The following is a 21,555-nucleotide window of genomic DNA, read 5'->3' on the forward strand; positions in this document are numbered from 1 at the left end:
GAAGCCGTCACCCGCGGCGAAACCGGAGGAGCTATTTGCATGAAGAACTTGTTCGATCTTACCGGACGGCGTGCCCTGATCACCGGCTCGAGCCAGGGGATCGGCTATGCGCTGGCCGAAGGCCTGGCGAAGTATGGCGCCGAAGTCATCATCAACGGCCGCACGCCCGAAAGCGTCAACCGCGCGGTCGAGAGCCTGAAGGATCAAGGCCTGTCTGCCCATGCGGCGATCTTCGACGTGACCAGCAAGGACGCTGCCAAAGCGGGTATCGACGCAATCGAAGCCGATATCGGGCCGCTCGACATCCTGATCAACAATGCCGGTATGCAGTTTCGCACGCCGTTGGAAGATTTTCCGGCGGACAAATGGGAGCTGCTGCTGACCACCAATATTTCGAGCGTGTTCTATGTCGGCCAGGCAGCGGCCAAACCCATGATCGCCCGCGGACAGGGCAAGATCATCAATATCGCCTCCGTTCAAAGCGAACTGGCGCGCCCCGGCATTGCTCCCTACACCGCGACCAAGGGCGCGCTGCGCAATCTGACCCGCGGCATGTGCGCCGACTGGGCCAAGTACGGCCTGCAGATCAACGCGATTGCGCCGGGCTATTTCAAGACGCCGCTCAACCAGGCGCTTGTCGACAATCCCGAGTTCTCGTCCTGGCTCGAGAAGCGAACGCCGGCCGGACGCTGGGGCAATGTCGAGGAGCTGGTGGGCGCTGCCGTTTTCCTGTCGGGCCGCGGCTCGTCCTTCATCAACGGGCACACGCTTTATGTCGACGGCGGCATCACGACCTGCCTCTGATAGAGATGAGACCATGGATTTCGTGAAAAAGGCACCGCCTCTGGCCGTCGTCGTCATGGGCGTCAGCGGTTGCGGCAAATCCTCGGTTGGAGAGCGTATCGCCGCTGAAAACGGCATGCCGTTTCTGGAAGGTGACCAACTCCATCCTGCCGGAAATGTCGAGAAGATGGCGCAGGGCATACCGCTTGCTGACGACGACCGCCTGCCCTGGCTCGACCGGATCGGCGAGGAAATAAGGACCGTGCAAGAAGCATCGCAAGGGCTGGTGATTTCCTGTTCGGCGCTGAAGAGAAGCTATCGGGACAGGTTGAGGCAGGCGGCGGACGGGCATCTCGCCTTTGTTTTCCTGGAAGGGCCCCGCGATCTGCTGCTGTCGCGGATGCAGGCCCGTCAGGGCCATTTCATGCCCGCGACTTTGCTCGACAGCCAGTTGCAGACACTGGAGCCGCCGACCGGTGAAGCTGGTGTTGTGACGGTGGCGATCGATAATGCCTTGGATGATATTGTGGCACTGGCTTGCAAGGGACTGAGCGGCATGGCCGTCAAGGGAGGAGAATATCATGCAGGATGATTACAGAGCAGATGTCGCCGTCATCGGTGCCGGCATCATGGGAACGGCGATCGTCACCCGATTGATCGAAACCGGGCATAAGGTTTCCGTCTTCGACCTGGATACCGAAAAAGTCGCGGCTTTGGAGGCCAAGGGCGCACGCGCTGCCGGCTCTGTGGAGGAAGCGGTCTCACGGTCGGCGTTTTGTGTGCTCAGCCTCAATCACGCAAATATTGTCCGCGCTGTCGTCTTCGGTGAAAAGGGCGTTGCGGCGGCTGCAAATGCCGACAAGGTGCTGATCGACATGTCCTCGATCGACCCGGCCGAGACGGCTGACATGGCGACGCGGCTCCGTCGGGAAACGGGCATGGCATGGGTGGATTGCCCGCTCTCCGGCGGCGTGCCGGGTGCGCTGAGCGGACGCCTGACAATCATGGCCGGCGGCAGCGTTGAGGATTTCGAACGGGCGCGCGTGGTGATGCGGCATCTTGCCGCCAATTACACGCTGATGGGTGCATCCGGCGCCGGGCAGACGACGAAGCTGATCAATCAGCTATTTTGCGCCGTGCTGTTTCAGGCCGTCGCCGAGGCGGTCAAGCTCGCTGAAGCCGGCGGTGTCGATCCGGCCGCCATTCCGGCAGCCCTTGCCGGCGGCAGGGCAGACAACCGGATAATGCAGGAATTCATGGCAAAATTCGCTGCCCGGGATTTCTCGCCGACAGGCAGAATCGACAACATGTTGAAGGACCTGGATTCGCTTCAGGCCTTCGCGCTGAAAACCAAGACGCCGTTGCCGATGACCGGCTCCGTGGTCGAAATTCATCGCCTGCTCTGCGCTGCCGGCCTCGGGCCGAAGGACTCCGCCGAGATGATGCGTCTTCTCGACGGATTTCAGCCCGGCTGACGTCAATTTCCCGGGAAATTCGAGATCGTCATCTTTCCGCTTGACCATCCATAAATGTTATCGATAACATACAGCCAATGACAGCCGCAGCTTTGGGAGGAGCCACAGTGGAAGCCAAGAGACTGCTGGAGTTCCAGTCGATCACCAAGAGCTTCGGCGGCACGCAAGCGCTACGCGACGTCTCGATCGATCTGCGTGAGGGGGAAATCCTCGCGCTGCTGGGGGAAAACGGCGCCGGCAAATCGACGCTCATCAAGACGCTTGCCGGCATCTACAAGCCCGATACCGGCGACATCCTTTTTCGCGGTCAGAGCTACCATCATCGTCCCCCCAAGCCGAACGAGCGGCAGCCGGTTGCCTTCATCCACCAGGATCTCGGTTTGATCGAGTGGATGACGGTCGGCGAGAACATGGGCCTGTCGCAGGGCTTCTCGATGCGTCGCGGCCTGATCGATTGGAACAGGACGCAGGCGCGTGCCAAGGAAGCCTTGAAATTGGTCGGTTGCGACTTTGATCCCACCACGCGGGTCTCGGCGCTGTCGCGTACCGAGAAATCGCTTGTCGCCATTGCCCGTGCGCTTGCCGTCGAAGCCGACGTTCTGGTGCTAGACGAGCCGACGGCGAGCCTTCCCGCCGATGAAGTCGACCGGCTGTTCAATGCGATCCGCCCCTTAAAGGATCGCGGCGTCGGGATGATCTACGTCTCCCACAGGCTGGACGAGATTTTCCGGATTGCCGATCGGGTCGCCGTTCTGCGCGACGGATGCATGGTGGGACAGAAACCCGTCAGCGAGACCACCCCCGACGAGCTGGTGACAATGATCATCGGCCGCAGCGGCGACAGCCTCTTTTCCAAGACGGTGATTACGCCCGGCAAGGCGATCGTCAAAGTTCGCGATCTCGTTTGCGCCGGCACAGGCGCAATATCGTTCGATATCCGCGAGGGCGAGCTTCTGGGCCTGGCTGGATTGCGTGGCGCCGGTCAGGAACGGATCGGCCGCGCCCTGTTCGGTTGCGAGCCCTTCCACGGCTCGGTTCTGCTGCATGACGAGGCCCCCGACCTTTCCAGCCCACGAGGGGCAATGGCGTCGGGCATCGGCTTGATTGCCCGTGACCGGACGGAGGAGTCCGTGGCGCTCTCACTTTCCATTCGGGAAAATACCTACCTCAATCCGGGCGCCGTCGGACGTGGGCTCTTGTCCTTCCTGTCGCCGCGCGGCGAAGCTGATCTTGCCCATAAGATCGGTCATTCCGTCGGCCTGCGGCCGAACGACCCGGATCTGCCGGTGGAGGCCTTGTCGGGCGGCAATCAGCAAAAAGTCGTCGTCGGCCGTTGGCTGGCGACCGGCCGCAAGCTGCTGGTCGCAGAAGATCCGACCGCCGGCGTCGATATCGGAGCGCGTGCGGAGATCTACCGTCTGATCACCCAGGCGCTCGAGGCCGGCCTCGCGGTTGTCGTGGTGTCGACCGACTTCGAGGAAATCGCCCATATCTGCCACCGCGCGCTGGTTTTCTCGCGCGGGAAAATCGTCAGCGAACTGACTGGAAGCGCTCTGACGACGGAGGCGGTCATCACGGCCGCCTCCGCATCGGAAGCCGCTTAAGCCATCGGGAGAACAGCCATGCAATCCATTGAATCCACGGCGCTGGAGCCGACCAAGAGCGAAATGGCCGGCCTGTCCACGGGACAGAAGATCGGACGTCTGATCCCGGTTTATGGACTGGTGATCCTGACCGTCGGCCTGATCGTGATCTTCTCGATCCTTCTGCCCGATACTTTCCCGACCGTGTTGAACGTCCGCTCGATCGTGTCCGACAAGGCTATCATCGCGCTTCTATCGCTGGCTGCGATGATCCCGATGGCATCGGGTCGCATCGATCTGACCGTCGGCTATGGCATCGTGCTCTGGCACATTCTCGCCATCAGCCTGCAGACGGCCTACGGCCTGCCCTGGCCGGTCGCGGTCGTCATCGTGCTCGCGCTCGGCATCCTCACGGGCTTCATCAACGGCCTGCTGGTCGAGGTCGCGAAGATCGACAGCTTCATCGCAACGCTCGGCACCGGAACGGTCCTATACGCGCTCGCCCTCTGGCACACCGGCGGCCGGCAGGTGGTCGGCGTCCTGCCTGATGGTTTCTATGCGCTGAACGGCACCATGCTGTTTGGCCTGCCAATCACCGGCTTCTACGTGCTCCTGATCGCCATCTGCATGTGGATCGTGCTCGAATACCTGCCGATCGGCCGCTATCTCTACGCCATCGGCGCCAATCCGAAGGCGGCGGCACTCAATGGCATTCCGGTCCGCAAATTCGTGATCGGCGCATTCGTCACCTCGGGGCTGCTTGCGGCTCTGACCGGGGTCCTTCTCGCCTCGAAGCTGCGCATCGGCCAGGCGAGCGTCGGCCTCGAATATCTCCTGCCGGCGCTTGTCGGCGCGTTCCTCGGATCGACGACGATCAAGCCGGGCCGGGTGAACGTCTGGGGTACCTTGATCGGCGTCATCATCCTGGCGGTCGGAATTTCAGGAATTCAGCAATTCGGCGGGTCGTTCTTCGTCGAACCGCTGTTCAACGGCGTGACGCTGCTGATTGCCATCGGCATAGCAGGCTACGCCCAGCGCAAGCGCGGAGCTGTGAGGAGGATCACACCCGCATCCAAATGAGGATGCCGGCTCATCCCGGCATTTCACAACAAACAAAATGGAGGAGTGAACATGAAGCGCAGAACGTTATTGCAGGCAACGGTCGCAACCGTCGCCGTTATGCTCAGCATGCCGGCATTGGCCGATTCGATGGCCGACGCCAAAGCCATAGTCGAAAAGTATGCTTCCAAGGTGAGCGCCTGGGATGGCCCGACGAGCGGCCCCAAGGGCGCTGCCGGAAAGAACATCGTCATTCTTGCCGGTGATATGAAAAACGGCGGCATCCTCGGCGTGGTCAATGGCGTTCAGGAAGCGGCAGGCGCGCTCGGCTGGACGGTGAAGGCACTTGACGGCGCCGGTTCGATCGGCGGCCGGACCGCGGCGTTCGGCCAGGCCATGGCGCTGAAGCCGGATGGCATCATCATCAACGGCTTTGACGCAGTCGAACAAAAGCCGGCGATGGAAGCGGCCAAGGCTGCCGGCATTCCGATGGTTTCCTGGCACGCTGCCTCGGCGGTCGGTCCGGTTCCCGAAGTCGGCGTCTTCGCAAACGTGACCACGGACGCGATGGAAGTGTCGAAGTCTGCGGCGGATTGGGCCTTCGCCGATGCCGCCGGCAAGCCGGGCGTCATCATCTTCACCGACTCCACCTATGCGATCGCGATTGCCAAGGCCGATCGCATGAAGAAGGAGATCGAGGATCTCGGCGGTACGGTGCTCGAATATGTCGACACGCCGATCGCCGAAACCTCCCAGCGCATGCCGCAGCTCACCACATCGCTTCTGCAGAAGTATGGCGCGAAGTGGACGCATTCGCTGGCGATCAACGACCTCTATTACGACTTCATGGGACCTTCGCTCGCCTCGGCCGGCATTGCAGGCGATGGAAAACCGGTGAACGTTGCAGCCGGTGACGGTTCGGAGAGCGCCTATCAGCGTATCCGCGCCAAACAGTTCCAGGCCGTCACGGTCGCCGAGCCGCTCAACCTCCAGGGCTGGCAGCTCGTCGATGAACTGAACCGCGCCTTTGCGGGTGCTCCGTGGTCGGGCTATGTGTCGCCCCTCCATGTGGTGACCAGTGAGAACGTCGAGTTTGACGGTGGGCCGAAGAACAGCTTCGATCCGGACAACGGCTATCGCGATCAATACAACAAAATCTGGGGCAAATAGCCCTCCCAATCAGGGCGTATCGACCGATACGCCCTGATCCTACGACAGCCCGCCACCATCGATCCAGCTCCGGCGAGTTTTGGAAAAGAGAACCTATGATCATTCGTTATGCTTTGTTTGAAGGCGAAATCCATCCGGGTAAAGAAGCGGAATTCCGCGAATTCGTGCGGCAACGGCTCGTCCCTCTCTGGACGAAATTTCCGGGCGCCGAGGAAATCCGGGTGCTGGACGGGATGGAGCGCGACGAAGGCGCCCCTGTTTATGCCATGGCGCTCGCCATTCGTTATCCCGATATGGACGCGGTGAAGGCAGCACTTCTCTCCGATGTGCGGTCGCAGAGCCGCGAGGTCACCGGCGAACTCCTGCAGCTCTTTACCGGTAAGGTGCATCATCACGTATTCGCGGCCAACCAATACGCGCCGGATAGCGCCTGACATCAGTCGATCCCGACGTCCGCGACGGCTTGGGCGACTGCTCCGGTCCGCTGCCCGACTTAAACAAAAGTAAGGGTTTGAACAAAGACCCGGAAAGCGCCCGCGGACGAGCCTCCCGGGCGCTTTTTCACGTCTGGTGCGCCGAGCATCCTCGGACGCAACGGATGCGATCGTTTCGGTTGCCCGACTTTTGAGGACAATTTTCCCTCAGCGCCACTTTCATTAAACTAAATAGTCTATCGATTTAGTCGATTATGTTCCATCTTACCGTGCATCGCTCCTGCAAACAACAATCCGAAACGGGAAGATCGACGGATGACATTGGCAAAGACATTCAAAATTGCGCTGTTCAGTCTGCTTGGTCTCAGTGCCATTCATGGTCCGGCTGCAGCCCAGGCAGAGGCTCCCCTGCTTTCCAAAGTGCCGGCAGGCACGGTGCTGACGATCGGCGATCCGGTCACTCAGAAAGCGCTCGAAGTGTCCGGCCTCGGCAAGGAGCTCAGTTTCGAGGTCAAATGGGCCAATATCAGCGGCGGGCCGCAGACGTCGGAAGCTTTCCGCGCCCATGCACTCGATGTCGGATCGGTGGCCGAGATCCCCTCCATCTTCGCCAACTGGAACAACCTGCCCGTCCGCAACATCGCCTATCGCGAACGCCGTGACCCGATCGCCAATCCGATCTACCGCTTCGGCATCGCGCCAGGCGCGACCGTCAAGACGCTGGCGGATTTCCGCGGCAAACGCATCGCCTTCAGCCCGGGGCAGGCCCAGGGCACGCTCGTTCTGCGTGCCCTCCATGCCGCAGGCCTGAAGAGCGGCGACGTCACTCTGGTGGAACTGCCGAGCACCAGCGACGTCTACCCGAAGGCATTGGCGAGCAAGCAGGTCGACATCGCGCCGCTCGGCGGCGTCTACATCAGGCGCTACATCACCCAATACGGACCCGATGGCGCGACCCTCGTGGAACATGGCCTGCGGGATGATCCGAGCCATCTTTATGCGCCGCAATGGGTTCTGGACGATCCCGCCAAGGCGGCAGCGCTCGCCGAATATGTCGGCCTGTGGGCACGCGCGACCGAATGGGTGAACCGCAACCCGGACCTCTGGATCAAGGAATATTACGTCGGTCAGCAGGGGTTGAGCCAGGAGGACGGGGAATATCTCGTCAAGCTGACAGGCGAACAGGTCGTTCCCAGCGATTGGAGCGAAGTGAAGAAGCGCCACCAGGAGACCATCGACCTGCTGGCAGACGAGCTCGGCTACAAACCCCTCAATGTGGAGCAGATTTTCGACAATCGTTTCGAAAAGCTCGGCGCCGCGGCTTTGGCCAAGAGCCAGTAACGTTCGACACCCCTTCGGAGAGGAGATCTGAAGCATGGCAACCACTTGGGATGCAGATGAGGCGAAACTGTCGCGGTCGTCCGGCGGTAGAATTGTGCGGGCAGGTTCTCGCCTCGTAAAACCGGCTGGCTCCACTGGCCCCCGCGCCCGGCGCAGGCTGGGTCCCGGACCCGCGATCCCTTTCGGGTTGCAGATCGGGCCGGTATTGCTCGTCTTGACCTGGGTCGTCGGCTCGGCGCTCGGATGGATCGACCCGCGTATCCTGTCGGCGCCGTGGACGGTGGCCGAGGCTTTCGTAAGGCTGATAGAGCAGGGTCGCCTGCAGGACAATTTCGTGACGTCGGCGACACGCGCCCTGCTCGGCCTCAGCATCGGATTGCTGATCGGCACGATCCTGGCGGTGATCGCCGGCCTTTCCCGGATCGGCGAAGCCCTGATCGACGGGCCGGTCCAGATCAAGCGCGCGATACCGACGCTGGCTCTGATCCCCTTGCTGATCCTGTGGTTCGGCATCGGCGAGAGCATGAAGGTTACGACCATCGCGCTTGCCGTGATCGTGCCGATCTACATCCACACCCACAATGCGCTCCGCAGCATCGACAGCCGTTACGTCGAACTGGCCGAAACCCTACGGATGAGCCAGAAGGACTTCATCCTTCAGGTGGTGCTGCCGGGCGCCTTGCCGGGTTTCCTTCTGGGTCTGCGGTTTGCCGTCACCCTCTGCTGGGTTTCTCTCGTCGTGGTCGAGCAGATCAACGCCACCAGCGGGCTCGGTTACATGATCGATCTTGCCCGAAATTACGGGCAGACCGACGTCATTCTCGTCGGCCTGGTGGTCTACGTGCTGCTGGGTCTCGTCTCGGATGGTCTCGTCCGCCTGCTTGAACGGAGGGCCCTCTCATGGCGCCGCACCCTGGCAAACTGAAGCCCGCAAGCAAAGCCGTCCGCGTGCGAGACCTCGCACGGCGGTTTGCAACGAAGACGATCCTCGACGGCGTCGATCTCGATATCGAGGAAGGCGAGTTCGTCGCCCTGCTCGGCCGCAGCGGCTCCGGCAAAAGCACGTTCCTCAGGGCTCTTGCCGGTCTCGATCACGGTGTCGAGGGAGCCGGCACCCTCGAGACACCGGAGAGCCTTTCGGTGGTTTTCCAGGACGCCCGCCTGCTGCCATGGCGCACCGTCATCCAGAACGTCACGCTCGGCTTGACCGGCGCCTCCGGCCAGGAAGCCGGACGGAAGGCTTTGGCGGAGGTAGGACTTGCAGGCCGTGAAACGGCGTGGCCGAACCAGCTTTCGGGTGGCGAGCAGCAGAGGGTCGCGCTTGCCCGTTCGCTGGTGCGCGAACCGGCCCTGCTTCTCGCCGATGAGCCGTTCGGCGCGCTTGATGCGCTGACCCGGCTGAAAATGCACGATCTGCTGCGGGAGTTGTGTGCAAGACATCGTCCTGCCGTGCTGCTCGTCACCCACGACGTCGATGAGGCGATTTCGCTGGCCGACCGCATACTGGTCCTCGACGAGGGCCGCCTCATCGAGGATCTCAAGATCGATCTGCCGACGCCGCGTGATCACGGCGATCCGCGCTTTGCGCAATTCCGCACCCATCTCCTCGGCCGGCTCGGGGTCGAGCTCCCAGGCCGCAAGGCCGCCTGACATCAGCAACCGTCCAATTTGATCTGGAGATAAGCCAATGAGCACATCGAAACGGCAAATGCGGCTTGGCGCGTTCATCATGGCGACCGGCCATCATATCGCCGCCTGGCGCCATCCGGATGCGCAGGCCGATGCCGGCCTTAATATCGATCACTACCGCGAGCTCGCGCAGACCGCCGAACGCGGCAAATTCGATCTCGTCTTCGTCGCCGACAGCCCGGCGGGATGGGACCGCGCCAAGGATCTGGAGGCGCTTCGCCGCACCGCCCAGGGCGCGCATTTCGAACCCCTGACCCTTTGGGCCGCCCTCTCGCAGGTAACCAACCATATCGGCTTCGTCGCCACGGCATCGACGACCTACGAGGACCCCTACCTTCTCGCCCGCAGGTTCGCCTCGCTCGACTATATCTCCAAGGGCCGTGCGGCATGGAACGTCGTCACGACAGGTGCGGATGTTTCGAAGAATTTTTCAATCGCAGGCCATCCCGCCCATGCCGATCGTTATGAGCGGGCCGAGGAATTCGTCGACCTGGTGAAGGGCCTGTGGGATTCCTACGAGGACGACGCCTTTATCCGCGACAAGGAAAGCGGGGTCTATCTCGATCCCGACAAGGTGCATCTCGTCGATCACAAGGGCAAGTTCTTCTCGGTGGCCGGTCCGCTCAACGTCGGCCGTCCGGTTCAGGGCTATCCTGTCATCGTGCAGGCTGGCGCATCGGAACCGGGGCGTGAACTTGCCGCCCGCACGGCCGAGATGATCTTTACCGCCAACCAGACCTTCGAGGATGCGCAGGAATTCTATTCCGACGTCAAAGGGCGGCTCGCCCGCTACGGGCGCCGGCCGGACGAACAGCTGATCAGTCCCGGCATATTCCCGGTTCTCGGCGGGACGGAAGCGGAAGCCCAGGCGAATTACGACCATATCCAATCGCTGGTCCATCCCTCCATCGCCTGGAATATCCTTGCCCGCCACTACAAGGGCATCGACCTTTCCGGCTACTCGCTGGATGATCCCGCCCCTCCCCTGCCCGAAAATACCGAACTCAACAAAAGCCGCCTCAAGCTGGTCTCCGATCTGGTATCGCGCAACAATCTGACGCTGCGCCAGTTTTATCTGGCGGTCGCCACCGCCCGTGGCCATCGGACGGTTGTGGGAACACCCGAGCAGATCGCTGATGCGATGCAGAGCTGGTTCGAAAACGGTGCTGCCGACGCCTTCAACATCATGCCGCCGATCCTGCCCACCGCCTTGACCGATTTTGTCGATCAGGTCGTGCCGATCCTGCGCAAACGCGGCCTGTTCCGGCACGAATACGAAGGCACGACACTGCGGGAGAACCTGGGCCTCCAACGCCCGCCGAATGGCTTTGTGGTTCAGGCGGGGCAGCAGCAGGTGCAGGTGGCCGTATGATCTCTTGAGGGGCTTTCCTCCCCTCGTCTTGTTCCAATCACACACAGAACCGCAGCATCGCATGAGCAATAATTCCGAATTTCTCTGGTATATTCCCAACGACGTCAAAGCCGGCCATCGCGGCGATTCCGCCGTCGAGAACCACAACAGCCTGGACACGCTGACCAGCCACGCATTGGCGCTGGAGGAATATGGCTGGAAGGGCGCGCTCATCGGCACCGGTTGGGGCCGCCCCGACACGTTCACCGTCGCGGCCTCGCTCGCCGCCCGGACGACTACCTTCGAAGCGCTCATTGCGATCCGTCCCGGCTATTGGCGACCGGCGAATTTCGCTTCCGCGGCGGCGACGCTGGACCATCTGACCGGCGGCCGCGTGCGGATCAACGTCGTATCGGGCAAGGACAACTTACCCGCCTACGGCGACAGCGAGGGCGATCAGGCACACCGCTATGCCAGGACCAAGGAGTTTATGCGGCTGGTCCGCAGATTGTGGACCGAAGAAAACGTCACATCCGCGGGCGAGAACTTCCGGGTCGCTGAATCCACCGTGGTGCCGCGCATCCAGGTCCGCGGCGACCGTCGGCACCCCAAGTTCTATTTTGGCGGCGCTTCGGAGGCGGCCGAGCGGGTGGCCGCCACCGAGGCCGATGTCCAGCTCTTCTGGGGCGAGCCGCTTGAGGGTGTCCGCGAACGGATCGCGCGGCTGAAGGCGTTGTGCCGGGAACTGGACCGCGACCTCCCACCGCTGGAATTCGGCCTGCGGATAACGACGCTGGTCAGGGACACCACCGAACAGGCCTGGACCGACGCCGAGGCGAAGGTCGCCGAGATGGCCAGAAGCAAGGGCAGCGGCTGGCACGATCACCAGCGGGCGCTGGCCGTCGGCCAGCAGCGGCTGCTCGATTTGCATGAGCGTGGCGACGTCCTCGACGACAACCTCTATACCGCGCCGGGCAAGTTCGGCGGCGGCGGCGCCGGCACCACCTGGCTGGTCGGCTCGGCGGAGGACGTCGCCCGCTCGCTGCGCAAATACCAGGATCTCGGCGTCACCCACTTCGTGCTGTCCGACACGCCCTATCTCTCCGAAATCAAACGGCAGGGCGATCAGCTTCTTCCGCTGCTGCGCGGCTGAAACCGGAGCAGCGGCGCTCCGGTACCGCCTGCAATTCATGCTGATTGGCGAGACCATTCAGAGCGTCGCGCATGTCGCGGGCAAACCGCGGAACCTCGTTGTTTGGGCGAGGTAAGAGATTTCGCAACCATCGGAAGAGCCCTCGTCCAATCGTCCATCCGAAAAGCGCAAATGCTATCCAGATAGAGCGCAATAGCTTGCTCCGTCGGCTCCGTTTACACTCTCTAAAATATATTACTCTAATTTTTTAGGTATCGGGCGACGTTCTTAAGGACCGTCACCTCCGCCATGATGGTGGGCCAGGCACCCGAATTTCGCATGAAATCGGCTTTTATTGCTTTGACGGATGTCCCGTATCTCTAGCGTGATTCCGGGCACAGGGGTGCCCATCGGATGCACTCGGAGACACCGAGGCTCTGCCTTCGAACGACATATGCAAGCAATCCTGGCTGCCGAGACATCCTTCCAACAAACCTCACCGCGGGGGAGAGTGCATATGAAGAATATCATGAATTTCGGGGTCGTGGCGCGCTTGGCGCTTGGCTTCAGCGTTCTCCTCTTGCTGATGGTCGGCTTGACCATCTATTCGACGGAAGAAGTTGCGCAGATCAACGATAAACTTGGAACCATCAACGACGTCAACAGCGTGAAGCAGCGGTTTGCCATCAACTATCGCGGCAGCGTGCATGATCGGGCGATCGCCATCCGCGACGTCACTCTGGTGACCTCTCCCGATGAACGAAAGACGGCCGAGGCATTGATCGAGAAGCTGGCGGCCTCCTACGCCGAGAATGAAAAGCGCATGGCGGATATGGTTGCATCTCCGGCTGGTGCGACGGAACAGGAAAAGACCATCCTCAGCGAGATTGCAGACATCCAGGCGAAGACCAATCCATTGGTCGCGCAGATCATTGCGCTGCAGGAGAAGGGCGACGGCGAGGCCGCCCGCAAGATCCTGCTCGAACAGGCGCGGCCGGCTTTCGTTGCCTGGCTTGGCGCCATCAACAAATTCATCGACTATCAGGAAGCGCTGAACAAATCGATCGGCGGCGAGGTTCGCAGCACGGCAGGCGGCTTCAAGCCATTGGCCCTGACCGCGCTTGGCATTGCGGCTGTTCTTTCACTGGTTGCCGCCGCTGTGACCGCACGCACGATCGTCGGCCCGTTGGCAAAACTTCAGCTTTCGCTGAAAGCCATGGCCGACGGCAATCTTGATGGCGATCGTCGCCTCGAAGCGCGCGGCGATGAGATCGGCAAGCTCGCACGGGCAGTGGCCGGGCTGCGCGATGCGATTTCGGCAAAGGCGGAGCGGGAAGCTGACGCGGAAGCGAAGAGAGCCGTATCGGAGCGGCATCGGCTCGAGCAGGATGCCGATGAGCGCCGCACCCTTGCCGAGCAGACGGACAAGGCTGTCGGCCAGCTTGGCGATGCGCTGCAGGCACTGGCTGATGGCGACCTTACACAGCAGATTGGCACTCCGTTCATTCCGTCTCTGGAAAAGCTCAGAGCCGACTTCAATTCTGCGGTCGAAAAGCTCCGCGCCGCCATGCAGAAGGTTGCTCAGAACGCCAGTGCCATCGCCGCCGGTGCACAGGAAATCCGCTCTGCCTCGGACGATCTCGCCAAGCGGACCGAACAGCAGGCAGCCTCGGTCGAGGAAACCGCCGCTGCCCTGGAAGAGATTACGACCACCGTTGCCGACTCGAGCAACAAGGCTCAGGAAGCCGGCCAACTCGTTCGCAAGACGAAGGATAGTGCCGAGCGCTCGGGCAGCGTCGTTCGGGATGCGGTCGATGCCATGGGCAAGATCGAATCCTCCGCCACCGAAATCGGCAGCATCATCGGCGTCATCGATGAAATCGCGTTCCAGACTAATCTGCTGGCGCTCAATGCCGGCGTCGAAGCCGCCCGTGCCGGTGAGGCAGGCAAGGGCTTTGCTGTTGTGGCTCAGGAAGTGCGTGAATTGGCGCAACGTTCCGCCAAGGCGGCAAAAGAGATCAAGGAACTCATCAACGCTTCGAACGGCCACGTCAAAAGCGGTGTGGCCCTGGTTGGCGAGACCGGAAAGGCGCTGAAGGAGATTGCCGAGCAGGTGCACCAGGTCGACGGCAATGTGGGGGCCATCGTCGGCGCTTCGAAAGAGCAGGCGACGGGGCTAAAAGAAATCAATACCGCCGTCAACAGGATGGATCAGGGCACACAACAGAACGCCGCCATGGTGGAAGAAGCCACAGCGGCCGCCCACAACCTCGCCAAGGAAGCCGACGCGCTGTTCCAGCTTCTGGGCCAGTTCAACATTGGCGGAGCGGTGGCTCCGAAGCGTGTAGCGCAGCCCGCTGTCGCGGCGCCCCGTGCTCAACCGGCGCCCTCGCCTGCGCGCCAGATGATTGCCAAGGTGGGTAAGTCGTTCCAGACGAACGGGAATGCAGCATTGGCCGGCGATTGGGAAGAGTTTTAAGTCGCCCTGATTTCCCGCCAGCCTATGCTGGAACGCCAAAGCGGCATAATTTTGCGAAGGGCAGCGTTTGCTGCCCTTCGCATTTTCGGATCAAAGAGGGTGAGCATGATGTTGTCCGAAAACCGCTCACACTTTTCGACATCATGCTCTAGTCCAGGGGCACGAACAGGCCGAGCTTGACGTCCCGCAGCACGACATTCGTGTGCATGCGACGGATCTGCGGATTGTCAGCCATGATCAGGGCCGCGATATCGTCATAATGCTCGACGTCGCGGGCGGTGACGATCGCGATCAGATCGACCGCACCTGTGACGTAATAGACCTGCTGTATGTGATCCTGCTTCTCCGCCCAGAGGCGAAACTTCGCCAGCGCGTCGTAATTGTCCCGCTCGATCTCCATTCCGACGATGAACACCATCGCTGTGCCCGTCGCCTTGCGGTCGACGACGGCTACCTCCGCCTTGATAATCCCTTCCTCGCGCAGCCGCTTCAACCGCCTCTGCACGGCCGATACCGACAGTCCGATCCGTTCGGCAATGGTTTCGGCTTTCAGCTGGCAGTCGCGCTGAACGATATCGAGAATGTCACGGTCAAAACGATCGAGCTGTTCCATTGTCCAATCCTAGTTCTCGCCGCAGCAATTCGCGCATTCTGCCGTACTTGCCGCATGAGAACGATTATTTTGCATAATATATGCAGAATAGATGAAAACTGCGCGAAAAAACCGCGTTATTTTATCATTATCCTTCGCAAAATCAGTTCAACCGGAACCATGCATGTCGGATCAACCCTTTCCTGCTCTTCGCGTCGAAGATCTCCATAAAAGCTTCGGCTCGCAAGAGGTTCTCAAGGGTATCTCGGCGCAGGCCGAGAAGTCCGATGTGATTTCGATCATCGGCTCGTCGGGCTCCGGCAAGAGCACTTTTCTCAGATGCATCAATTTCCTGGAAACGCCGGATCGTGGCCGGATTGCCGTGAACGGCGAGGAGATCGCGCTGAAGATGGGGCGGGGCGGCCGGCTGCAGCCGCGCAGCTGGCGGCAGATCGAACGGATACGGACCGGACTGGGGATGGTCTTCCAGAGTTTCAATCTCTGGGCTCATCGGACCGTGCTGGAAAACGTTATCGAGGCGCCGGTGCATGTCATGGGCATTTCGCGGCGCGAGGCCATCGAAAAGGCCGAGGCCCTGCTCCACAAGGTCGGGCTTTTCGACAAGCGCCATGCCTATCCCGCCTTCCTCTCCGGCGGTCAACAACAGCGCGCGGCGATTGCGAGAGCCCTCTGCGTCGACCCTGCCGTCATGCTGTTCGACGAGCCGACATCAGCGCTTGATCCGGAGCTGGTCGGCGAGGTGCTGAAGGTCATCCGCGATCTGGCGGAAGAAGGCCGGACCATGCTGATCGTCACACATGAAATGCGCTTCGCACGCGACCTCTCAAGCCGTGTTCTCTTCCTGCATCAGGGACGGATCGAGGAGGAAGGCCCACCAGAGCAGATATTCGGCGCGCCCGTCAGCGCCCGCTGCCGGGAGTTCACCGGCCTCAGCGCCCACTGATGCACTTCGAGCTCTCATCGACAACACAAACCAGGAGAATCCTGCGAATGAAATTGCTCCCCACGCTTTTCGCCGGCGCGGCACTCGTGCTTTCCGCCGTCACCGCACAGGCTGAAGTCCGCTTCGGCGTCATGAACGAATCCTATCCGCCCTTCTTCGCCAAGGACGCCTCGGGCCAATGGCAGGGATGGGAAATCGACCTGATGAATGCCGTATGCGAAGAGATGAAGGAGAAATGCTCGATCGTCGATATTTCCTGGGATGGTCTCATTCCGGCTCTCCAGAGCAAGAAATTCGACGTAATCTGGTCGTCGATGTCGAACACCGCGGAACGCTCGAAGGTGATCGACTTCACCGACAAATATTACAACACGCCGAGCACCTTGATCGGTCCCAAGGACCAGAAACCCGGTGCTACCGCCGAGGACGTGAAAGGCAAGACCATCGGCATCCAGGTGTCGACGATCCAGTCGGAATATTACAAGAAGTACTTTGCCGAGGCTGCGGAGGAAAAGACCTACCAGACGCTCGACGAGGCTTTTCAGGACCTCGCATCCGGCCGTATCGACTATGTCTTCGGCGATTCACTGGCGCTTGACGCTTTCCTGAAAAGCGATGGCGGCAAGGATTGCTGCGCCAAGATGGGCGACGTTGCCGACGACAAGGAGATTCTCGGCGCCGGCGTTTCGGGCGGCCTGCGCAAGGAAGACGCTGAGCTGAAGGTCAAGCTGAACACGGCGATCGCTGCCGTCCGTGCCAGTGGCCAGTATGACGCCATCAACAAGAAATACTTCGATTTCGACATCTACGGCGCAAAGTAAGCAGCCGGAACGATGGCGACCACGCAACAAGGTATTCTGGACCTGCTGTCTCCCTATCCTCCGGGATGGGGTGGCGTTCTTTTGGCAGGTGCGGTCTCAACGGTCGCCATCTCGGCTTGCGCCTTCGCGATCGGCCTGGTGCTCGGCACGGGCGGCGCGCTGGGAAAGCTTTCGGGCAACCGCATGCTGCGCCTGCTGCTCGATCTCTATACCACGCTGATCCGCGCCGTTCCCGAGCTGATCCTGATCGTCGGGCTCTATTATGCCGGCACCGATGGCCTCAACCGGCTGCTCGCCGCGTTGGAGCTGCCGCCGGTCAATGTGAACGGCTTCGTCGCGGCCGTCGCCGTGCTGGGTTTCGTCCAAGGCGCCTACATGACAGAGGTGCTGCGCGGCGCGATCCTCGCCATTCCCGCCGGCCAGATCGAGGCTGCCAAGGCCTTCGGCATGGGGCCGGTGCTGAGGTTCCGCCGCGTCTTGCTGCCGGCGCTTTTGCCGAACGCGCTGCCGGGTCTTGCCAATCTGTGGATGTCGGTCACTAAGGACAGCGCGCTGGTCGCGGTCGTCGGCTACCAGGAACTGGCGCTCGCCACCCGTCTTGCCGGGGCAAGCACCAAGCATTACTTCGTCTTTTTCCTTGCTTCGGCCCTTCTCTATCTCGCCATTACGCTTGTTTCCAACGTTGTCTTCAAACTGATCGAGGGACGGGTACGGCGGGGGCAGCCGCGTCTTGCCTGAAGAAAGCGCCCCATGAATTTCACCTGGATCTCTTCCTATTGGCCGCTGCTTCTGACCGGCGCCTGGCAGACCGTTTGCCTGCTGGTGATCTCCGTGGTGTTCGGCTTCGTCATCGCCATAGGCCTGGCATTCGCGCGGGTCAGCGGCGGTAGACTGACCCGGATCCTGGCGCGGAGCTACTGCACCTTCTTTCGCGGCACGCCGCTGCTGATACAGCTATGGCTTCTCTACTACGGGGTGGGCTCACTGCTGCCCATGGTCCCCGGCATCCGCCAGAGCCTGTTCTGGCCGGTCCTGCGCGAGGGCTTCTTCTTCGCCGCCGTCAGCTTTACCCTGAACTACGCAGCCTATGAGGCCGAGGTGTTGCGTGGCGCGCTGCTTGCTGTTCCCAAGGGCGAGCTCGAAGCGGGCCGGGCTTTCGGCCTCTCACCCTGGATGCTGATCCGCCGCATCTGGCTGCCGCGCGCCATTCGCATCGCCCTGCCGACGATTGCGGGAGAAATCGTCATGCAGCTCAAGGCGACGCCGCTCGCCTTTACCGTGACGGTGATGGATCTCTACGCCGTGGCAAACCAGGTTCGGCAGGACACGCTGCTCGTCTATGAACCGCTGCTGGTCGTCACCCTCTTCTATCTCGCCTTGACCGCGGTGATCGCCCACGTCTTCCGAAGTCTCGAAGCGCAGGTGCCGGTTCGCCGCTAGGTCGATGAATCCCGCTACTTTGTTTTGAAAGCCCGCAGCCGGGGACGGCGCGACAGCCTGAATGGAGATTACCTCATGAGCACCACGCGAATTCTCGACGGCGGTATGAGCCGCGAACTTCTGCGGCTGGGCGCCGAACTGAAGCAACCCGAATGGTCGGCGCTGGCGCTGATGAATTCGCCTGACATCGTGCGAGAGGTACACCAGGAATTCATCGCCGCCGGCGCCCAGATCATTACGACGAACAGCTATGCGCTCGTGCCTTTTCACATCGGCGAAGAACGCTTTTGGACGGAGGGACCGGCGCTGATCCGTCTTGCCGGTCGCTTGGCGCGCGACGCCGCCGATGCCGCTACCGACAGGAAGGCGCTGGTCGCGGGTTCGCTGCCGCCGATCTTCGGCTCCTACGAGCCGCAGAATTTCGAACCTTTGCGGGTGCAGGACTATCTCGCAGTGCTTGTCGAAAACCTCGCGCCCTTTGTCGATATATGGCTCGGCGAGACGCTGAGCCTGATCGCCGAAGGCGAGGCTGTCCGCAAGGCGGTAGCGGCGTCGGGCAAGCCGCTTTGGATTTCCTTCACCTTGGCGGATGACGAAGCCGCGATCAAGGGCGGCGAGCCGAAGCTTCGTTCCGGCGAAAGCGTGGAGGACGCGGCATCCTGGGCGGTATCATCGGGCGCGGAAGCCTTCCTGTTCAACTGCAGCAAGCCCGAGGTGATGCAGACAGCGGTGGAAACCGCGGCGCAAGTCTTCCGAAAGATGGATGCTCCTATCGAAGTCGGGGTCTATGCCAATGCCTTCGAAGGGGAAACGGGCGAGGCAGCTGCCAATGAAGGCCTGCACGACACACGTGATGATTTGAATGGCGATGCCTATTCGCGTTATGCCTGTTCCTGGGTTGAAGCCGGCGCAACGATCATCGGCGGCTGCTGCGGCATCGGCACGGCCCATATCCATCGCCTGAGGAAGACGCTATTGCGCTGAATAGCCGAGAGTGAGGCTGCTGCCGAGAATTGCGGCTTTCGGGCTTATTGATCCTCTTGGTGAAGTGACCGCGCCAGCGCTTCATCTGCCCTCGGCGCCGTCTTCTGGAGCTCAAGAAGAAACTCGATCTGCTTCGGCGCTATCAATCCGATTTCTGAGAGATGCAGGGGTGCTCAGCCCCGTTTCGGTCGGGCCGGGGCATGCTCCAGGCCGGCGGCGGCCTTCTTCAGGCAATCGAGGTAGCGGTCCCGGTTGGCGATGCCATCGTCGCGCGGCGTGACGAGGCAGAGCGTTGCGGCTGCATGGCCTTCCTCGCCCCGCACAGGTACGGCAAAACAGTGGGTGAAGCTGTCGACGATGCTGTTGAAGGTGAAGAAACCTTCACGCTCGGCCTGGCGGACCTCGGCGATGAAGGTTTGTGGCTCGAGCCATTCGCCGTTCGGCAGGCGGAAATCCTGCGGCGGAATGAAGTTCAGGATTTCCTGATCCGACAGATGCGCGACGAGCAGGCGGCCCGACGCCGTCCACGGGATCGGCACCGACTGCCCGACATCCGTCGAAATGCGGAAGGGGCGCGCGCCTTCGCGCATGCGGACAACCGTGTATCTGTTTCCATCCAGCATGCAGAACTGCGCCGTCTCCCGCGTCTCGTCGGCAAGCTGTTCCAGCGTCGCCTCGCATTCGCGGGTGAAATCGAAATGGTTCTCATAGGCTGCGCCGAGGAAATACAGCTTGCGGCCGAGATAGACACGCCCCTCGCCGCCGGTGAATTCCAGGATGCCGTGCTGCAGCAGCAGGTTGACGAGCTCGTAAACCGATGAGCGCGGCGCGCCGATCTGCGCGGCGATTTCATTCGGCTTCAGGGCCTGCCGTTTCTGGCGCAGGAAATCGAGGATTTCGAAGGCACGGTCGAGCCCTCGGGCGCGTTTGCCGGCTGCTTCGTCCTGCACTGCATCCATTGCTATCGATCCTTCTTTGTCCGGCCAAGCTTTTCAAGCCGGCTGCCGCATCTGTCAATCGGTCCGTCATTCGTTGCGAATGAAATTTTCCGACCCCTCTTGCGAGGTGGAAAAATCGGCATAAGATCACTTCGTCCAATATATAGATCATATGTACGCTATATTGGACATTGATGGCAAGCGGTCAACGCTGCCGCACACAAAAAAAGGGGATCGACATGAGGAATCTTGAAAACGGCATTTCTGCTTCGCTGCGCCGCCGGCTTCTTGCGGGTGCTGCCGCCGCTGCGGCACTGCTCGTCTTTTCGGCAGGTACGGCCTCGGCCGCCGCCAATTGCATCAAGGGTGACAGGAAGGCGCCCTATACGATCGGCTGGGCAAACATCTATTCGGTGCCGACCTGGATGAAGCAGACCGAAGGCACCATCACGGCTGAAGTGGAGGAGCTGAAGAAGGCAGGCCTTGTGAAGGACCTGATGATCACGGACGCACAGGGCAACGCCCAGACGCAGATCCAGCATATCCAGTCGATGATCGACGCCAATGTCGACGCCATCGTCGTGATCGCCGGTTCCTCCAATGCGCTCGACCGCGTCATATCAGATGCCTGCGACAAGGGCATCGCCGTCGTGAATTTCGACAGTCTGGTCAATACCGACAAGGTGACGGCGAAGATCAACACCGATTCCAACGAATGGGGCGCGACCGCTGCCAAGTGGATGGTCAGCCAGCTCGGCGGCAAGGGCAAGATCATCATCATGAACGGTCCGGCCGGCATTTCGGTGAGCGATGACCGCCGCAAGGGCGCCCAGCCGGTCCTTGACGCCAATCCCGGTCTCCAGGTGATCACCGAGACGAACACGGAATATAACGTCGCGCCAGCACAGGAAGCGATGACCAGCCTGCTCTTTGCCAATCCCGAAATCGACGGCGTGCTGTCGCTCGGCGGCGCGCTATCGGCCGGCTCCGTCCTTGCCTTCGAGCGCCAGGGCCGCGACCAGGTGCCGACAACAGGCGAAAACGCAAGGCAGTTCCTGGAGCTCTGGAAGGAGAAGGGACTGAAGGGCTGGGCGACCATGCAGCCCAACTGGCTCGGCGCGCTTTCCGTTTACACCGCCGTGCAGGCGCTGGAAGGCAAGGACGTTCCGGCCTTCGTCAAGGTGCCGCTGCCCGTCATCGACGACAGCACGATCGGCAGCTACCTCGCACGGGCCGACAAGTTCCCGGCTGACGGCTATATCTACTCGGACTACGACAAGGCGCTCTTCGACAAGCTGCTTGCCAAGTAATCCGCCCAAG

At 61.3% G+C, this 21,555-nt stretch carries 21 protein-coding genes; 19 read left to right on the forward strand and 2 right to left on the reverse strand.

Features of this window, described 5'->3' with window-relative positions; genetic code table 11:
- Window positions 1-39: 39 nt before the first annotated feature.
- The 13 genes from RWJ89_RS21165 to RWJ89_RS21225 all read left to right on the forward strand — a co-directional run bounded on the left by RWJ89_RS21165 (window position 40) and on the right by RWJ89_RS21225 (window position 14,496).
- A complete protein-coding gene (locus tag RWJ89_RS21165) occupies window positions 40-804 on the forward strand; it encodes an SDR family oxidoreductase (RefSeq protein WP_316031389.1) in 765 nt (254 codons plus the stop codon).
- A gap of 13 nt (window positions 805-817) precedes the next feature.
- Entirely contained in the window at window positions 818-1,375 is a 558-nt protein-coding gene (locus RWJ89_RS21170; protein ID WP_316031390.1) for a gluconokinase, read from the forward strand.
- Window positions 1,365-2,258, forward strand: a complete 894-nt coding sequence (locus tag RWJ89_RS21175) for an NAD(P)-dependent oxidoreductase (RefSeq protein ID WP_168282317.1) — start codon at window positions 1,365-1,367, stop codon at window positions 2,256-2,258. Before RWJ89_RS21170 ends, RWJ89_RS21175 begins: the two co-directional genes overlap by 11 nt.
- Before the next feature lie 107 nt (window positions 2,259-2,365).
- Complete coding sequence (locus RWJ89_RS21180; protein ID WP_168282319.1) at window positions 2,366-3,862, forward strand: sugar ABC transporter ATP-binding protein; 1,497 nt, start codon at window positions 2,366-2,368, stop codon at window positions 3,860-3,862.
- An 18-nt stretch (window positions 3,863-3,880) separates the two neighbouring features.
- Entirely contained in the window at window positions 3,881-4,921 is a 1,041-nt protein-coding gene (locus tag RWJ89_RS21185; RefSeq protein WP_003538468.1) for an ABC transporter permease, read from the forward strand.
- 51 nt (window positions 4,922-4,972) lie between these two features.
- The gene (locus tag RWJ89_RS21190; protein WP_168282321.1) at window positions 4,973-6,070 is read left to right on the forward strand and encodes an ABC transporter substrate-binding protein; all 1,098 of its coding nucleotides are present in this window, start codon (window positions 4,973-4,975) and stop codon (window positions 6,068-6,070) included.
- 95 nt (window positions 6,071-6,165) lie between these two features.
- Complete coding sequence (locus RWJ89_RS21195) at window positions 6,166-6,504, forward strand: hypothetical protein (protein WP_168282323.1); 339 nt, start codon at window positions 6,166-6,168, stop codon at window positions 6,502-6,504.
- A 315-nt stretch (window positions 6,505-6,819) separates the two neighbouring features.
- Window positions 6,820-7,845, forward strand: coding sequence for an ABC transporter substrate-binding protein (locus RWJ89_RS21200; RefSeq protein WP_168282325.1), 1,026 nt, complete (start codon window positions 6,820-6,822; stop codon window positions 7,843-7,845).
- Window positions 7,846-7,879: 34 nt separating this feature from the next.
- Window positions 7,880-8,770 carry an ABC transporter permease gene (locus tag RWJ89_RS21205; protein WP_168282327.1) on the forward strand — a complete coding sequence of 297 codons (891 nt, stop codon included), beginning with the start codon at window positions 7,880-7,882 and terminating at the stop codon, window positions 8,768-8,770.
- A complete protein-coding gene (locus RWJ89_RS21210) occupies window positions 8,746-9,495 on the forward strand; it encodes an ABC transporter ATP-binding protein (RefSeq protein WP_221946560.1) in 750 nt (249 codons plus the stop codon). Before RWJ89_RS21205 ends, RWJ89_RS21210 begins: the two co-directional genes overlap by 25 nt.
- A gap of 37 nt (window positions 9,496-9,532) precedes the next feature.
- Window positions 9,533-10,906 carry an LLM class flavin-dependent oxidoreductase gene (locus RWJ89_RS21215; RefSeq protein ID WP_316031391.1) on the forward strand — a complete coding sequence of 458 codons (1,374 nt, stop codon included), beginning with the start codon at window positions 9,533-9,535 and terminating at the stop codon, window positions 10,904-10,906.
- Between the two features lie 61 nt (window positions 10,907-10,967).
- Entirely contained in the window at window positions 10,968-12,038 is a 1,071-nt protein-coding gene (locus RWJ89_RS21220) for an LLM class flavin-dependent oxidoreductase (protein ID WP_316031392.1), read from the forward strand.
- A gap of 496 nt (window positions 12,039-12,534) precedes the next feature.
- Entirely contained in the window at window positions 12,535-14,496 is a 1,962-nt protein-coding gene (locus RWJ89_RS21225) for a HAMP domain-containing methyl-accepting chemotaxis protein (RefSeq protein WP_168282333.1), read from the forward strand.
- Between the two features lie 148 nt (window positions 14,497-14,644).
- Here the strand turns inward: RWJ89_RS21225 and RWJ89_RS21230 are convergent, their stop codons facing one another.
- The gene (locus RWJ89_RS21230; RefSeq protein ID WP_003555489.1) at window positions 14,645-15,109 is read right to left on the reverse strand and encodes an Lrp/AsnC family transcriptional regulator; all 465 of its coding nucleotides are present in this window, start codon (window positions 15,107-15,109) and stop codon (window positions 14,645-14,647) included.
- 163 nt (window positions 15,110-15,272) lie between these two features.
- Between RWJ89_RS21230 and RWJ89_RS21235 the strand changes: the two genes are divergently transcribed.
- The 5 genes from RWJ89_RS21235 to RWJ89_RS21255 all read left to right on the forward strand — a co-directional run bounded on the left by RWJ89_RS21235 (window position 15,273) and on the right by RWJ89_RS21255 (window position 19,297).
- On the forward strand, window positions 15,273-16,052 hold the full coding sequence (locus RWJ89_RS21235; protein ID WP_168282335.1) for an ABC transporter ATP-binding protein: 780 nt from the start codon (window positions 15,273-15,275) through the stop codon (window positions 16,050-16,052).
- A gap of 47 nt (window positions 16,053-16,099) precedes the next feature.
- The gene (locus RWJ89_RS21240; protein ID WP_131664839.1) at window positions 16,100-16,873 is read left to right on the forward strand and encodes a transporter substrate-binding domain-containing protein; all 774 of its coding nucleotides are present in this window, start codon (window positions 16,100-16,102) and stop codon (window positions 16,871-16,873) included.
- Between the two features lie 12 nt (window positions 16,874-16,885).
- On the forward strand, window positions 16,886-17,611 hold the full coding sequence (locus tag RWJ89_RS21245; protein WP_131664840.1) for an ABC transporter permease: 726 nt from the start codon (window positions 16,886-16,888) through the stop codon (window positions 17,609-17,611).
- A 12-nt stretch (window positions 17,612-17,623) separates the two neighbouring features.
- Window positions 17,624-18,313 carry an ABC transporter permease gene (locus RWJ89_RS21250; protein WP_316031393.1) on the forward strand — a complete coding sequence of 230 codons (690 nt, stop codon included), beginning with the start codon at window positions 17,624-17,626 and terminating at the stop codon, window positions 18,311-18,313.
- Window positions 18,314-18,388: 75 nt separating this feature from the next.
- A complete protein-coding gene (locus RWJ89_RS21255) occupies window positions 18,389-19,297 on the forward strand; it encodes a homocysteine S-methyltransferase family protein (protein WP_132612658.1) in 909 nt (302 codons plus the stop codon).
- 173 nt (window positions 19,298-19,470) lie between these two features.
- Here RWJ89_RS21255 and RWJ89_RS21260 read toward each other — a convergent pair whose 3' ends face one another.
- Window positions 19,471-20,256: an IclR family transcriptional regulator gene (locus tag RWJ89_RS21260; protein ID WP_316031394.1), complete on the reverse strand. Its 786-nt coding sequence runs from the start codon at window positions 20,254-20,256 to the stop codon at window positions 19,471-19,473.
- A 218-nt stretch (window positions 20,257-20,474) separates the two neighbouring features.
- Here RWJ89_RS21260 and RWJ89_RS21265 point away from each other — a divergent pair, with 218 nt between their 5' ends.
- Window positions 20,475-21,545: an ABC transporter substrate-binding protein gene (locus tag RWJ89_RS21265; RefSeq protein WP_131641945.1), complete on the forward strand. Its 1,071-nt coding sequence runs from the start codon at window positions 20,475-20,477 to the stop codon at window positions 21,543-21,545.
- Window positions 21,546-21,555: the final 10 nt, after the last annotated feature.

Source organism: Rhizobium sp. 10PS4, assembly GCF_032464805.1.
Lineage (GTDB): Bacteria > Pseudomonadota > Alphaproteobacteria > Rhizobiales > Rhizobiaceae > Rhizobium > Rhizobium laguerreae.

Coding starts and splice junctions, on each gene's coding strand:
- RWJ89_RS21165 (WP_316031389.1), top strand. CDS start 40: ATGAAGAACTTGTTCGATCTTACCGGACGGCGTGCCCTGATCACCGGC.
- RWJ89_RS21170 (WP_316031390.1), top strand. CDS start 818: ATGGATTTCGTGAAAAAGGCACCGCCTCTGGCCGTCGTCGTCATGGGC.
- RWJ89_RS21175 (WP_168282317.1), top strand. CDS start 1,365: ATGCAGGATGATTACAGAGCAGATGTCGCCGTCATCGGTGCCGGCATC.
- RWJ89_RS21185 (WP_003538468.1), top strand. CDS start 3,881: ATGCAATCCATTGAATCCACGGCGCTGGAGCCGACCAAGAGCGAAATG.
- RWJ89_RS21190 (WP_168282321.1), top strand. CDS start 4,973: ATGAAGCGCAGAACGTTATTGCAGGCAACGGTCGCAACCGTCGCCGTT.
- RWJ89_RS21195 (WP_168282323.1), top strand. CDS start 6,166: ATGATCATTCGTTATGCTTTGTTTGAAGGCGAAATCCATCCGGGTAAA.
- RWJ89_RS21200 (WP_168282325.1), top strand. CDS start 6,820: ATGACATTGGCAAAGACATTCAAAATTGCGCTGTTCAGTCTGCTTGGT.
- RWJ89_RS21205 (WP_168282327.1), top strand. CDS start 7,880: ATGGCAACCACTTGGGATGCAGATGAGGCGAAACTGTCGCGGTCGTCC.
- RWJ89_RS21210 (WP_221946560.1), top strand. CDS start 8,746: ATGGCGCCGCACCCTGGCAAACTGAAGCCCGCAAGCAAAGCCGTCCGC.
- RWJ89_RS21215 (WP_316031391.1), top strand. CDS start 9,533: ATGAGCACATCGAAACGGCAAATGCGGCTTGGCGCGTTCATCATGGCG.
- RWJ89_RS21220 (WP_316031392.1), top strand. CDS start 10,968: ATGAGCAATAATTCCGAATTTCTCTGGTATATTCCCAACGACGTCAAA.
- RWJ89_RS21225 (WP_168282333.1), top strand. CDS start 12,535: ATGAAGAATATCATGAATTTCGGGGTCGTGGCGCGCTTGGCGCTTGGC.
- RWJ89_RS21230 (WP_003555489.1), bottom strand. CDS start 15,109: ATGGAACAGCTCGATCGTTTTGACCGTGACATTCTCGATATCGTTCAG.
- RWJ89_RS21235 (WP_168282335.1), top strand. CDS start 15,273: ATGTCGGATCAACCCTTTCCTGCTCTTCGCGTCGAAGATCTCCATAAA.
- RWJ89_RS21240 (WP_131664839.1), top strand. CDS start 16,100: ATGAAATTGCTCCCCACGCTTTTCGCCGGCGCGGCACTCGTGCTTTCC.
- RWJ89_RS21245 (WP_131664840.1), top strand. CDS start 16,886: ATGGCGACCACGCAACAAGGTATTCTGGACCTGCTGTCTCCCTATCCT.
- RWJ89_RS21250 (WP_316031393.1), top strand. CDS start 17,624: ATGAATTTCACCTGGATCTCTTCCTATTGGCCGCTGCTTCTGACCGGC.
- RWJ89_RS21255 (WP_132612658.1), top strand. CDS start 18,389: ATGAGCACCACGCGAATTCTCGACGGCGGTATGAGCCGCGAACTTCTG.
- RWJ89_RS21260 (WP_316031394.1), bottom strand. CDS start 20,256: ATGGATGCAGTGCAGGACGAAGCAGCCGGCAAACGCGCCCGAGGGCTC.
- RWJ89_RS21265 (WP_131641945.1), top strand. CDS start 20,475: ATGAGGAATCTTGAAAACGGCATTTCTGCTTCGCTGCGCCGCCGGCTT.